This is a genomic window from Micromonospora sp. NPDC003241 (assembly GCF_053589795.1).
The window spans coordinates 1-13,059 of sequence record NZ_JBSFSO010000078.1 but is presented as its reverse complement, the minus strand read 5'-3'; the positions used below and the strand labels follow the sequence as shown (position 1 = coordinate 13,059).

The 13,059-nt window shown below is 71.3% G+C and carries 13 protein-coding genes; 2 read left to right on the top strand and 11 right to left on the bottom strand.

Going from position 1 to position 13,059, the window contains the following annotated elements:
* The 6 genes from ACWDVW_RS31940 to ACWDVW_RS31915 all read right to left on the bottom strand — a co-directional run.
* On the bottom strand, nucleotides 1-919 hold a 919-nt coding region (locus tag ACWDVW_RS31940), incomplete at its 3' end, for a BTAD domain-containing putative transcriptional regulator (protein ID WP_449956516.1).
* A 122-nt stretch (nucleotides 920-1,041) separates the two neighbouring features.
* Complete coding sequence (locus ACWDVW_RS31935; protein WP_350699892.1) at nucleotides 1,042-1,875, bottom strand: carbohydrate ABC transporter permease; 834 nt, start codon at nucleotides 1,873-1,875, stop codon at nucleotides 1,042-1,044.
* A complete protein-coding gene (locus tag ACWDVW_RS31930) occupies nucleotides 1,872-2,831 on the bottom strand; it encodes a carbohydrate ABC transporter permease (RefSeq protein ID WP_449956513.1) in 960 nt (319 codons plus the stop codon). The genes ACWDVW_RS31935 and ACWDVW_RS31930 overlap by 4 nt, the downstream gene beginning before the upstream one ends.
* 61 nt (nucleotides 2,832-2,892) lie before the next feature.
* Nucleotides 2,893-4,191: an ABC transporter substrate-binding protein gene (locus ACWDVW_RS31925; protein ID WP_254876823.1), complete on the bottom strand. Its 1,299-nt coding sequence runs from the start codon at nucleotides 4,189-4,191 to the stop codon at nucleotides 2,893-2,895.
* 15 nt (nucleotides 4,192-4,206) lie between these two features.
* Nucleotides 4,207-5,211 (bottom strand): Gfo/Idh/MocA family protein, encoded by a 1,005-nt coding sequence (locus ACWDVW_RS31920; RefSeq protein WP_449956509.1) that lies wholly within the window; start codon nucleotides 5,209-5,211, stop codon nucleotides 4,207-4,209.
* Nucleotides 5,212-5,275: 64 nt separating this feature from the next.
* Nucleotides 5,276-6,520 carry a M20 metallopeptidase family protein gene (locus ACWDVW_RS31915; RefSeq protein WP_449956506.1) on the bottom strand — a complete coding sequence of 415 codons (1,245 nt, stop codon included), beginning with the start codon at nucleotides 6,518-6,520 and terminating at the stop codon, nucleotides 5,276-5,278.
* 113 nt (nucleotides 6,521-6,633) lie between these two features.
* Between ACWDVW_RS31915 and ACWDVW_RS31910 the strand changes: the two genes are divergently transcribed.
* A complete protein-coding gene (locus ACWDVW_RS31910) occupies nucleotides 6,634-7,500 on the top strand; it encodes an amidohydrolase family protein (RefSeq protein ID WP_449956503.1) in 867 nt (288 codons plus the stop codon).
* Nucleotides 7,501-7,603: 103 nt separating this feature from the next.
* Here ACWDVW_RS31910 and ACWDVW_RS31905 read toward each other — a convergent pair whose 3' ends face one another.
* The 5 genes from ACWDVW_RS31905 to ACWDVW_RS31885 all read right to left on the bottom strand — a co-directional run bounded on the left by ACWDVW_RS31905 (nucleotide 7,604) and on the right by ACWDVW_RS31885 (nucleotide 11,428).
* On the bottom strand, nucleotides 7,604-8,278 hold the full coding sequence (locus ACWDVW_RS31905; protein WP_449956500.1) for a DUF6891 domain-containing protein: 675 nt from the start codon (nucleotides 8,276-8,278) through the stop codon (nucleotides 7,604-7,606).
* Nucleotides 8,279-8,327: 49 nt separating this feature from the next.
* Entirely contained in the window at nucleotides 8,328-9,284 is a 957-nt protein-coding gene (locus ACWDVW_RS31900; protein WP_449956498.1) for an ATP-binding protein, read from the bottom strand.
* 148 nt (nucleotides 9,285-9,432) lie between these two features.
* On the bottom strand, nucleotides 9,433-10,497 hold the full coding sequence (locus ACWDVW_RS31895; RefSeq protein ID WP_449956495.1) for an LLM class flavin-dependent oxidoreductase: 1,065 nt from the start codon (nucleotides 10,495-10,497) through the stop codon (nucleotides 9,433-9,435).
* The gene (locus tag ACWDVW_RS31890; protein ID WP_449956492.1) at nucleotides 10,487-10,879 is read right to left on the bottom strand and encodes an SCO5389 family protein; all 393 of its coding nucleotides are present in this window, start codon (nucleotides 10,877-10,879) and stop codon (nucleotides 10,487-10,489) included. Before ACWDVW_RS31890 ends, ACWDVW_RS31895 begins: the two co-directional genes overlap by 11 nt.
* 141 nt (nucleotides 10,880-11,020) lie before the next feature.
* Nucleotides 11,021-11,428, bottom strand: coding sequence for a Fur family transcriptional regulator (locus ACWDVW_RS31885; RefSeq protein ID WP_449956489.1), 408 nt, complete (start codon nucleotides 11,426-11,428; stop codon nucleotides 11,021-11,023).
* 576 nt (nucleotides 11,429-12,004) lie between these two features.
* Here ACWDVW_RS31885 and ACWDVW_RS31880 point away from each other — a divergent pair.
* Nucleotides 12,005-13,059, top strand: a 1,055-nt coding sequence (locus tag ACWDVW_RS31880; protein WP_449956486.1) for a non-reducing end alpha-L-arabinofuranosidase family hydrolase, incomplete at its 3' end; no start/stop codon positions are given.

Genomic DNA, 13,059 nt, shown 5'->3' with positions numbered 1-13,059 from the left:
GGTCGGCCGGGTGATCAGGGCCGGTCGACGCCTTCTCCGGATCGGCGGGGTGCCTCGCGCCGGTCGAGTGGGGCGGCTCGGCGGTCGGTGGCAGGTCCAGTTCCGGGGCGTGGGTGAGGATCGCGGTTTCGAGGGCGGCCAGGGCCGGGCCGGGGCGGACGCCGAACTCGGTGTCGAGGTAGGCGCGGACCCGGCGGAGAGTGGCGAGGGCGTCGAGCTGGCGGCCGAGGCGGTACTGGGTGAGCGCCAGGAGGCGGGCGGCGTGCTCGCGGTCGGGGTGGTCGGTGACGTGGGGATGCAGCAGCGCCAATGCCTCGTCGGGGTGGCCGAGGGCCAGTGCCGCTTCGGCGCGGCGTTCGACGGCGACACGGTGGAGTTCGTGCAGGCGGGCGGCTTCCGGGAGCACCCAGTGGGCCGTGGCGAAGGCGGCGTACGGCTCGCCGTGCCAGCACGACAGCGCGTCGCCGAGCACCCCGTAGCGCCGCGCCGGGTCGACGCGATCGCTGTCGGCCAGCAGGCGTTCGAACTGCCACGCGTCGACCGCGGACCGGTCGAGGCGCAGGGCGTAACCGGGGGCCTCGGAGATCAGCACGGTGGCCGGGGCGCGGGGCGGGCTGGGGTGCTGGAAGACGGGGTACGCCCACAGGGGCTCGCCGTCGGCGTCGGCGATCTCGGCGAACAGGTGTGCCAGCGACGCCGTCCAGCGCGCCTGCACCTCGGAGGCTCCGGTGACCCGCCCGGCGTGGTCGAAGCCCCACCGGGTCCGCAGGACGCAGATCAGCAGCAGACCGTGCCGATAGATGTGGTAGTCGTACACGCCCGCCTCGTCGAGCAGGGCGGCCATCTCCGGCCACAGCGCGACGTGCCGGCGCTCGTACTCGGCCTCCGCCCCGGGGCGCAGGCGGTACAGGTGGCACACCTGCACGCCCGGCCCGCGGGCCGGTCCCGCCCCCGATCCGGTGCCGGGATCGGGGACGGGACCGGGGTGACCCGCGCTCGGACATTGAGGAGTATCCGGGTCGGGTCGGTCGGTCGGCGTGCTCACTTGCCGGAGCCGGCGAGCGCACCGGAGACGAGTTGACGCTGGAACACCAGATAGATGACGAGCACCGGGAGCAGGGCCACGATCAGGCCGGCGCTGACCAGCGGCACCGACACGTCGTACTGGCCGCTGAGCAGGGAGACGCCGACCATCAGCGTCTTGGAGTCCGAGCCGCCCATGATGACCAGTGGCAGCAGCAGGTCGTTCCACATCCAGACGAAGTTGAAGATGGCCAGCGCCGCCAGGGCGGGGGTGGCGATCGGGGCGAGCAGCCGGAACAGGATGGTGAAGTGTCCGGCCCCGTCGACCCGGGCCGCCTCGATCAGCTCGTCGGGCACCTGCTGGAAGTAGCCGGCGAGCTGGTAGGTGCCCAGCGGCAGACCGAAGGCCGCGTACGCCAGGATCAGGCCCTGGTACTCCCCGGACATGCCCAGGTCCAGCACGGTCTGGTAGAGCGGGTAGATGATCGCCTGGCTGGGGATGGTCAGGGTGATGATGATGAACAGGAAGACCAGCTTGCCGCCCCGGAAACGCAGCTTGGTCACCGTGTACGCGATCAGCATCGCGGCCAGCACCGACAGCACCAGGCCACCGACCGTGGTGATGATGGAGTTGAGCAGCAGTCGGGGCATGTTCATCCGCTTGAACGCCTCGACGTAGTTCTCGAAGGTGATCCCGGCGGGCAACCCGAGCGGGTCCTGGGCGAACCCGGTCTGGGTCTTGAGCGAGCTGACCACGGTGAACAGCAGCGGGTAGAGCGCCGCCACCGCGACCACCACCAACGCAAAGACCAACAGGTAGCGCCCGATCTGGGCGGAGTGTCGCCGGTTCATCGCGGCTTCCGGGTCCCCTCTTTGAACATGTGCCGCACGCTGAAGATCGACAACACGGCGACGAAGACGAACAGGGCGATGCCGATGGCCGAGCCGTACCCCCGGTCGAGGAACTGGAAGGTGGTGAGGAAGACCAGGTACTCGGGAAGCATGGTGGCGTTGCCGGGGCCACCCTGGGTCAACGCGTAGATCAGCGGGAACAGCCAGATCAGCACGCCGGAGGCGCAGAGCACGCTCCAGTACGCCACGGTGGGGCGCAGCATCGGCACCACGACCGAGAAGAGCCGCCGCCAAAAGTTGGCCCCGTCGAGGTACGCGGCCTCCAGCACCTCCTCGGGGATGGTGGCGAGCCCGGCCAGGTAGGTCATCACGCCGAGGCCGAAGAAGCTCCACAGCGCCACCGCGACCAGGGAGAAGAGCGCGCTGTTCTGCCCGTTGAGCCACTCGATGGCCAGCGGCTCCAGCCCGACCGCGCGCAGCAGGGCGTTGATCGGTCCGTCCGGGCTGAGGATCTGCCGGAACATGATGCCGACCACGATGGGCGCGATGGTGTACGGGACGAAGTAGACGGCCCGGAAGAACTTCCAGCCCGGTGCCCGTTGGTGGATCAGCACCGCCAGCACCAGCGGCAGCACGATCCAGACCGGCAGGGTGGCCACCACCAGCAGGGCGTTGCGGAAGCTGGCCAGCACCACCGGGTCGTCGAACATCCGGGTGTAGTTGTCCCAGCCGGCGAACGAGCTGTCGCCGAACCCGCTGGAGGATTCGAAGCTGGTGATGACGCCCCGGATCAGCGGCACCAGTTTGAAGGTGACCGCCAGGGCCATCCCCGGCAGCACCAGCAGGGCGCCGAGCCACCATTCCCGGGCGTGCCAAGGTCGCCGGTTGCGGCGTACCGGCGGGGGTGGGTTCGTCGCGACGGCCGCATCGGCGGCCGACGCGGTGGAGATGCTCATCGGGCTGTCCTCCCCGGAGGCTGGCGGGTGGGGTGGCGCCCGGCCACCCCACCCGGTGCGACTAGTTGCCCTGCTTCTTCGTCGGGCTGCGCTCCAGCGCCTGCTGCATCTGGTCGGCCCACTTGTCGACGGTGAGCTGACCGAGGGTGATCTGCTGCCAGCCTCGGGCCAGCGCGTCGGCCTCCGGGCCGGAGAGCATGACACCGGCGTGCAGGGTCGGCTCGGCCACGAACTCCTGGATCTTCTTGAAGGCCGGCGACGAGGGCAGCAACGCGGGGTCGACGTTCTTGTTCAGCGGCTGACCCTTGGCGTGCTTGACCCACAGCTCGCCGTTCTCCTTGCCGGCCAGCCAGGTGATGAACTCCAGGCCGGCTTCCTTCTTCTCGCTCCACTGCGTCACGCCGTAGACGGCACCCTCGATGCCGGAGAACTTGCCGGCCAGCGGCGCGGACTGGTTGATCACCGGCCACCGGGTGACGCCGAGCTTGTCGTCGCCGAGGGCCTTGCCGAACGCCTCCCAGTTCACCGCGTCGGAGATGATGGTGCCGGCGAAGGCGGCGTCACCGCGCTGGAAGATGTCCGCACCGTCGGGCAGCATCGTGATCGACGGGGCGTTCTTGTTCGTCCAGCCCTTGGTGGTGATCTCGGCGAGCTTCTCCAGGACCTGGACCAGCTTCGGGTCCTTCCAGGACAGCGTGCCGGCGAGCAGGCCGCGGATGTCGTCCTCGGTCAGGTAGTTACGGGCGATCTCCGGGAAGTCCCAGTACGCCGGGAAGGTGCCGGACAGACCCAGGGCCAGGCAGGTCTTGCCGGAGTTCTTGATCGCCTCGCAGGCGGCGCCGAACTCGTCCCAGGTGGCCGGCGGGTTCTCCGGGTCCAGCCCGGCGCCGCGCAGCACGTCCTTGTTGAAGTACAGGACGTTGCCCTGGTAGGAGAAGGGCACGCCGAAGCAGGCCTTGCTGGTGTCGAAGCCCTCGCAGGCGCCGCTGTAGGTGACCAGATCCTTGTTGATCTCGGCGGCCCGGTCGCCCAGCGGCACGTACGCGCCCCGCCGGTCGAACAGCTCCAGCCCGGCGTTGTTGGCCATCACGTCCGGCCCGGACTGCGAGGTGATGTACGGCCCCTGCACCTCGGGGTACTTGTCGAACGGGACCGACTGCAGGTCCAGCTTGATGTTCTGGTGGCTGGCCTCGAAGGTGGTCTTCACCTGCTGCCAGTACTCGGAGCCACCCGGCTCCCAGGTGAGCACCTTGAGGGTGACCGGGCCGTCGGCGGCGTCGCCACCGCCCCCGCATCCGGCCAGCATCGCGGCGGTGGCCACACCGGCGGCGAGGACGCCGGTCAATCTACGACGAAACATCGGCGCAAGCTCCTGTCAGGAGAGGGGTTCGAGGGAGATCCGACGGGGTTCGCCACCGGAGGCGGCGCTGTCGGCCATGGCCGTGGCGACCTGCACCACGTGCAGTCCGTCGGCGAGCGGGACGACCGCCGACGACTCGGTGCCGGTCACCTGACCGACGAAGTGGCGCAGTTCGGCGGCGAGCGCACCGCCGCCGTCGACCGGCGAGAGCAGCCAGTCCGGCGCCTCGGTCTGCTCGGCCTGGACGAGCAGCGTGGGGTGGCCGAGGTCGACGTGGGCGACCCCGTCGGTGCCGTACACCTCGACCAGGTCCGAGGTGTGGTTGGGCGTGGTGTCAGGCAGCAGATAGCTGTTGCGGATCGACGACACGACGTCGTTGGCGTGCCGAAGCTCCGCCCACACCAGGACCGGCGAGGCCGGTCCCGGTCGGGTCCGGGCGGTCGCACGGACCTCGACCACCGGCGACTGGGCGTACCAGATGGCCAGGTCGACGTCGTGCACGGCGGTGAGCAGGGCCGGGTGCTCGTCGGGGAAGAGCCGGCTGAGCGCGCGCGGCCGGTCCCGGCGGGAGGAGACGGCCAGCACCTGGCCGAGTCGGCCGGCGCGGACCGCGTCGTACAGCGCCCGGTGCGGGGCGCTGTGGCGCAGGATGTGTCCGGGCTGGCAGAGGACCTGGTGGGTACGGGCCGCCGCGACGATCGCGGCGGCGTCGGCGATCGTGGCCGCGAGCGGCTTCTCGACCAGGACCGGCACCCCGGCGGCGAGCAGCGCGACCGCGACCGCCCGGTGGGCGGGTCCGGGCACGCAGACCGAGGCCGCCTGCGGGGCACCGGCGGCGAGCAGGTCCTCGACGGTGCCGAAGGTCCGGGCCACGCCGTACGCGGTGGCGGCCCGGTCCCGCACCTCGGGGTCCGGGTCGACCAGCACGGTCACCGGTACGCCGAGCGACCGGTAGGCGGCGACGTGCCGCAGCCCGAACGCGCCCGCGCCGACGACGGCGACCTCCGGCGCGGCGGTCATGCCGCGCCTCCACCACGCGGTGTGTCCTGGACGGACGTGGGGGCAACGCACCTGACGACGCGGTTCATGCCGTCACCGCCGCGACGGTCGCGTCCGGCCCGGCGGGCGTCGGCACGCTCGCCGCAGCGCTGCCGTTCGGGCCTGCGGTGAGTCGGCCGTCCAGCACGGCTCGGGTGAGCCGTTCGAAGGCGGTCACGCCGACGTCGAGGCACCGCTCGTCGACGTCGAACGAGCCGGAGTGCAGGGGCGCGCCCCCGCGCTCGCCGGTGACGCCGAGTTTGACGTACAGGCTGGGGCCGAGCGCGCCGAGCAGCGCGAAGTCGTCGGTGGTCAGCGGTGGCACCGCGATCTCCGTCACCTGCATCAGGCCGGGCAGCTCGGTGTGGGCGAGCGCGACGAGTTCGGCCGCGTTGCGCACCGGCGGCATCTCGTTGGCCCAGGTGAAGCGGACGCCGAGGTCGAGCGCGGCGGCCTGCTGGCGGGCGACCCGCTCGATGACCGTCTTGAGCCGGTCGCGGACGCCCTCGTCGAGGGTACGCAGGGTGCCGGTGGCCTCCGCGTAGCCGGCGACCTGGCTCTGACTGGCACCGCCGGAGATGGTGCCGATGTTGAAGGCCACCAGTTCGTCGGCGTTGCGCGACCGGGCCACGGCGGCGTGCAGCATGTTCACCATGCCGCTGAGCCCGAGGATGGCGTCGCGGCCCAGCGCCGGGGTGGCGGCGTGCGCGGCCCGGCCGAGGACCTCGACGCGGAACGCGTCCTTGGCCGCCATGGCGGTGGTGCGGTCCACGCCGAGTGTGCCGACCGGCAGGTCGGGCCAGCAGTGCAGTCCGAGTACGGCGTCGAAGCGCCGGCCGCGCAGTGCCTCGTCGACGAGGACCGCGGCGGCTCCGGAGGTCTCGCCGAACGGGATCTCCTCGGCCGGTTGGAACAGCACGGTCACCGAGCCCCGGGCCGGCGGATCGGCGGCGAGCCGGGCGGCGGTGCCGTAGGCGACGGTCATGTGCACGTCGTGTCCGCAGGCGTGACAGACCCCGGCCGCCGTGGACGCGTACGGCTCGGTCTTGGCGTCCTGCACGGGATAGGCATCCATATCGGCCCGAAGAAGGACCGATGGCCCCGGGAGGTGACCTTCGAGTTCGAGGAGCAGCCCGGTACCGGCGATACCGGTCCGCAACCGCCCGAACGGCTGAAGCTTCTCGGCCAACGTCCCAGCCGTACGGTGTTCAGTAAACCGCAGCTCGGGGTGGCGATGGAGCTGACGCCTCAGCCGTACCAGCTCATCAACCCCGTCGTGTCCCCGCGCCACTCGGCCCACCCCTCGCTCACGACCTGCAATCCGGACCTAATTGAGACAAGAACCTAAGTCAGGGGGGTGGCCGCGTCAATAACCCGCCAGAATTTGGGTTATCGTCCGTGACCATGGACCGCGCTGACGCCCATCTGCACCTGTTCGCCGACGGCTACCCGGGCCGGTACGGACGCTCCCCGGCGGGCGGCCAGGAGATCGCCGCATATCAGGACATCCGCCGTGTGCACGGCATCGATCGGGCCCTCGTGGTCGGGTACGAGGGCGAGCCGCGCTTCACCGGGAACAACGACTACCTGGCGGGGCTGGCCGCCCGGCATCCCTGGATCGCGCCGGTCGCCTACGTTCCACCAGGTGGACCGGCGGCCGGGCAGTTGACGCGCTGGTGGGCGGCGGGCTTCGTCGGACTGGCCGCCTACCTGGCGGACGCCGGGGCCGCCGACCGCTTCGCCGACTGGGCGACCGGCCGCGCGGCCGACCTCGCCACGGCCGGTGCGGTGCTCAGCCTCAACGCGACCCCGGTCGCCACCCGGCGGCTCGGCCCCGCGCTCGCCGCCCTCGACGGGTGCCCGGTGTTGTTCAGCCACCTCGGGCTGCCCGGCAGCCGACCCGCGCCGCCGACCCCGCAACAGGCCGCCGAGGCCCTCGCACCGCTGCTCGACCTCGCCCGGCTGCCGCACGTCGGGGTGAAGATCTCCGGCCTGTACGCGGTCAGCGAGCCGTCGCACGCCTGGCCGCACGCGGCGGCCCGGCCCCACGTCGAGTTGCTCCTGGAGCGTTTCGGCAGCCGGCGACTGTACTGGGGCTCGGACTTCCCGCCCAGCCTCGACCACGTGTCGTTCGCGCAGACGCTGGAGCCCGTCGGGCTGGACGACCTCTCCCCCACCGAGCGGGCGGACGTCTTCGGCGCCAACCTGCGCCGCATCCTCGACCGGGCGACCGTCCCGGGAGGCGACGCGTCAGCAGCCGGGCCGTCCTGAGACCGTGGTGGCCCCGGCGGCGAACTCCGGCAGGCGGGCCAGGCGGCAGATCGACCAGGATGCCTCCCGGCGCGCCCCACCGGGGCCGCCGGGAGGTGTCGGGTCAGAGCACCGACGCGTACCACTGGGCGCCGGTGACGCGGATCCGCTGGGACTGCTTGCGGTTCCACTCCACCCGCAGGCCGTGCTCGCGCAGCACGGGGAAGACGAGGTCGTCCAGGAGGCGTTCCAGGTCGGCCTGGTAGCCGGCCTGCTGCTCGGCCTCGGGAAGGGCGGCGTAGGCGGCCTCGTCGAAGTCCACCGGCGGATAGGCGCCGTAGCCGAGCCAGACCTGGCCGTCCGCGCTGTCGACAAGCGACTCGGTGTCCTGCTGGTGATACCAGAGGTAGCCGTGCCAGTGCCGGGAGTCGTCCCGCTCGTCGTGGATCTCGCCCGCCGCGCAGGTGCCGCAGCAGCTGAAGTTCTCCCTGGCCACCACTCCGCGTCGGTGGAGTTCGGCGAAGGCGCGGGTGAGGTTGCCGCTCACCTCGCCCCAGCCGCGTTGCTGCTCCCGCCGCGCCGCCAGCGCCGTCTCGTACGCCGCGCGCAACTCCTCGTCGGTGGCGCCGTGCCGCTGCCCGTCCTGGTCGAAGAAGTCCACGAACTCGTCGGCGTCCGTCTCACCGCGCACGATCCAGGCCCAGATCTCGGCCTCGATCTCGTCGCGCCCCGGTGCCCCGATCCGCTCGGTCAGGAACCGTACGCCCGCCGGACGCTCGTTGTAGATCCATTCGGTCACGGCGAGGATCCTCACACGCCCCTGCGACAACCCGCGCCCGCTGCCGCGCTCAGGCGGGGACCGTCGCGGGGCCCATCTGGAAGTCCGGATCGATCTGCGTGGTGAGGTCCACGCCGGTACGGTCGTTGGCCCAGGCCACCGCGTTGCGCCGGTGGAACTCGTGGGCCCAGCGGGTGAACGTCGCCCGGTCCTGGACGGTGGCGTCGACGACCTCGGCCAGCCGGCCCAGCGCGGCCCGATTATCCGCCTCCACCTCGTCCAGCGGTCCGAGGACGCCACGCTCGGCCCGGCGCACGTACGCCGAGCGCCCGACCCAGGTCAGCAGGTCGTCGCCGACGTGCTCGCGGAGGAACTCCACGTCGGTGGCGTCCTCGACCTTGTTGCCGATCACGGACAGGGCCACCCCGTAGTCCCGCGCGTAGCCGGCGTACTGCTGGTAGACACCGACCCCGCGGACGGTCGGCTCACAAACCAGCACGGTGCGGTCGAAGCGGGTGAACAGCCCCGAGGCGAACGAGTCGGCACCGGCGGTCATGTCCACCACCACGTACTCGCCGGGGCCGTCGAGCATGTGGTTGAGCAGCAGCTCCACCGCACCGACCTTGGAGTGGTAGCAGGCCACCCCCAGGTCCTCGGCGGTGAACTCGCCGGTCACCGCCAGCCGCACCGCGCCGACGGTCGTCACGCAGGTCGCGTAGATCGGGTTCTCCTCGTGCACCCGGAGCAGACGCGACCCTCGGCCCGGCGGGGTGGTCTTCACCATCTCGGTGGCGGAGCCGATGCGGGGGTTGTCGCCCCGCAGGTACTCCTTGATCGCCGGCAGGTGGGCGCCGAGCGGCACCGGCGTGGCGGCGTGCTCCGGCCCACCGAGGGCGACCGCGAGGTGCTGGTTGATGTCGGCGTCGATCGCCAGCACCGGCCGGCCGGTGGCGGCGAGGTGGCGGGCGTAGAGCGCGGTGAGCGTCGTCTTCCCACTGCCACCCTTGCCGACGAACGCTACCTTCACCGCGACCACCCCTTGATGCCAACGGAAACCGTTTCCATGAGCGCGATGGTAACGGGTGGTGCGGCACCCACCGCGGACAACCCGCTGATTGCGTCAGAAACAGGTCAGCGAACGGCCGGCTCGGTCACGGGGCGCTACCGCCGACAGCTCACGCCGCCTCCGGCTCGGGCTGCGCGGCCGGCAGGTCGAGGACGTCCACGGCGAGCCGGTGGATGGTGTCGAGCGTGGCGTCCCGGCCACCGGCGGCCTCCACCATGAACAGCAGATGCCGTACGCCCGGCAGGGCCGCCGCCCGGGCCACCATTTCCCGGCAGCGACGGGGCGAGCCGACCGGGTGGATGTCGATCAGATGGTCCACATAGCGCTCCGGATCACCACGCCCGCCCGCCGCACCGTTCAGGCGGACGTACTCCCGGGTGCCGGCCAGCAGCGCGGGGAGACCGGCGCGGACCGCCCGCGCCGCCGCGTCGTCGGTCGCCGCCACCTGGGCGAGATGGGCGCTGGCATGGTGGATGCCGGCGGGATCGTGCCCGTGCGCGGTGGCCACCCGCGCGTGGCGGGCCACCAGTTCCGCCTTCTCGGCCAGGTCGGCGTGCAGGCCGAGCAGGAGCGGAAGGCCGTACCGGGCGGCCAGGTCGACCGTGCCCGGGGTGGTCGCGGCCACCCAGAGCGGCACCCGGCTACGAGGTCGCGGCACCACCGGCACCGGCCGGAACGGGAAGCGCGCGTTGCCGGCCACGGTCGGCTCCCCGGAGAGCCACCGCAGCAGCAGCTCCACCGAGTCGCCGAAGCCGTGCCGGAACCGGTCCAGGCCGGTGCCGAAGACCTCCAGGTCGACCCAGGGACCGCCCCGGCCCACCCCCAGCCGGAACCGGCCACCGGAGAGCTCGTGCAGCAGCACCGCCTCCTCCCCGAGCGCCACCGGATGCCGGTTGGACAGCACGCAGGCGGCGGTGCCGACCGCGATGCGCCGGGTGGCGCCGAGCAGATGCGCGGCGAAGGCGACCGCAGAGGGACAGACGCCGTACGGGATGAAGTGGTGCTCGGCCATCCACACCCCGTCGAAGCCGGTGGCCTCCGCCGCGCGGCCGTACCGGTGGGCGTCGGCGAGCGCCTCGGCATGGGTGTCACCGGGCCGCTGCCCGGCGAGCAGGAACAGGTGCGCGTGCACGCCCGTTCCCGCTCGCCGGGTGCGGAGGAACTCAGCAGTCACGCAGCTCGGGCGACTGGTTGAGCAACTGGCCCCGGGTGGAGACGAACCGGCGGTAGGTGTCCGAGTCGACCGCCGACGGCCGGAAGGCCGCGACCCGGTGGCAGTTCTGGAAGGCCAGCTTGACGCCGAAGTGACGCTCCAGGCTGGACCGGATGGCGTCGCTGGCCAGTGCCCGCAGCAACTGCCCCCGCTCCGCCTCGCTGGGCGGCGGGAGCACGTTGTCGGCGAACTCCTCGCCGGAGGTGGCCAGGTCCGCCGCCACCTGGCTGACGGTCTGCCAGGCGTACGGCAACGACTCCCGTACGCAGGCCACGAACTCCTCGTCGCCGACGGGACCGGACTCGGCGGCCCGCAACAGGTCGGGCGGCACGGTGAGAGACATGCTCCTCCTCAGTTAACGATCACGGTTTTCGCTTTCGTTAGAGTGAGCACACCATGCCAGTGACCGCCCGTCAATGCCCGAACACGGAAAGCCACCATGGAGTCCGGCAAGCCACCTCGGTCAGCCCCGGAGGAAGCCGCGCTACCGGGCCGCGCAGTCGGCGCAGACACCCACGATCTCGAGCGTGTGGTTGAGGTCGGTGAACCCGTGCTGGGCCGCGACACCTTCGGCCCACTCCTCCACCGCCGGGCCGACGACCTCCACCGTGCGACCGCATCCGCGACAGACGAGGTGATGGTGGTGGGTCCGGCTGCACCGGCGGTACAACTGCTCACCGGAGGGCAGGCGCACCGTGTCGACCTCGCCCGCGTCCACCAACGCCTGGAGGGTGCGATAGACGGTGGTCAGGCCCACCGACGCCTTCTGGTCCCGCAACTGGGCGTGCAACCCCTGGGCGCTGCGGAACTCGGTCAACTCGTCGAGCAGCCCGACGACCTCGGCCCGTTGCCTGGTGTTGCGGGCAGCACCCGGAATCGATTTGATCGCCATCGCCACTCCCCTTCGTCCGGGCCTCGGGCCGGCGTGGCACCCTCGCGGCCCACCTGCGGCCGGGCCGACGACGCGAGGCACATCGGCTCGCCGCCGGGCCATCATGATAGCCACCGTTGTGCCGGCCTCCGGCCACGGCAACTACGCCGGTCGCACCCGGCCGCGGTCTGCCGGAGGACGCCGGCCCGGAGTGGCGTCGACTCCGCACCGTCGCGCCGGTCCACGATTCCACCTGCGTGACGTGGGCAGAGGTCGCCCGGATCGACTGGACGGCGAGTGCGCCCCGGATGGACGACCGAACTCACCCCTGACCGTCGGCACGGCAACTCCGGCGCGGGGTGTCGAGTCGGGAACGTTACGACTTGACGAACGGCATGTTATCGCTCACAGTCGATGCCTAAGGACGGCGCCTGCGGCTTACCGGGCGAGCCCGCTGTGCCGGATCTGGGATCGGGCGCGCCCTGGGATAGCGGCGATCATGTTAGCGCTGCCATACCGCGATCGCGTTCGACCCGTGCGTCACGGTGCGCCTGACTCCGGGCGGACCGTTCATCTGTTGGTCATTGAAGGAGGATCATGTCTGCCTTCGGTAGATCTCCATCGATCGCACCGCCGTCGCGGCGGCGCCGGTGGTTGCCGCGGGTCATCGCTGCCGGCGTGGCAGCGGTGATGGTCAGTGGTGCCGCTGCTGCGGTGCTGGCGACGCCCGCCGCTGCGGCCACGGTCGACACCAGCGCCTGGTATGTGCTGGTCAACCGCAACAGCGGCAAGGCCCTGGACGTGTACAACCTGGCCACGAGCGACGGGGCGCGGATCACCCAGTGGACCCGGAACAACGGTAACCAGCAGCAGTGGCAGTTCGTCGACTCCGGCGGTGGCTACTACCGGTTGAAGTCGCGGTTGTCCGGCAAGGTGCTGGACGTCTACAACTTCTCGACCGCCAACGGCGCGAACATCGTGCAGTGGACCGACGGCAACGGGTCCAACCAGCAGTTCCGGCTGGCGGACTCCGACGGCGGGCACGTCCGTCTGATCAACCGCAACAGCAACAAGGCGGTGGAGGTGCAGGGCGCCTCGACCGCTGACGGCGGCAACATCGTGCAGTACGACGACTGGGGCGGCACCAACCAGCAGTGGCAGCTCGTCCGCGTCGACGGCGGGACCACGCCCACCACGCCGCCACCGTCGGGTACGTGTGGTCTGCCGTCGTCGTACCGGTGGTCCTCGACCGGCGCGTTGGCGCAGCCGCGTGCGGGTTGGGTGTCGTTGAAGGACTTCACCCACGCCCCCTACAACGGCCAGCAACTCGTCTACGCCACCACCCACGACACCGGCACCAGCTGGGGCTCGATGAACTTCGGCCTGTTCTCCAACTGGAACCAGATGGGCTCGGCCAGCCAGAACCAGATGCCGTTCTCCGCTGTCGCGCCGTCGCTGTTCTACTTCGCTCCGCGCAACGTCTGGGTCCTGGCCTACCAGTGGGGCGGCCCGGCGTTCTCCTACCGGACGTCGACCAACCCGACGAACGTGAACAGTTGGGGACCGGCGCAGACCCTGTTCACCGGATCGATCTCCAACTCGAACACGGGCCCGATCGACCAGGCGCTCATCGGCGACAGCCAGAACATGTA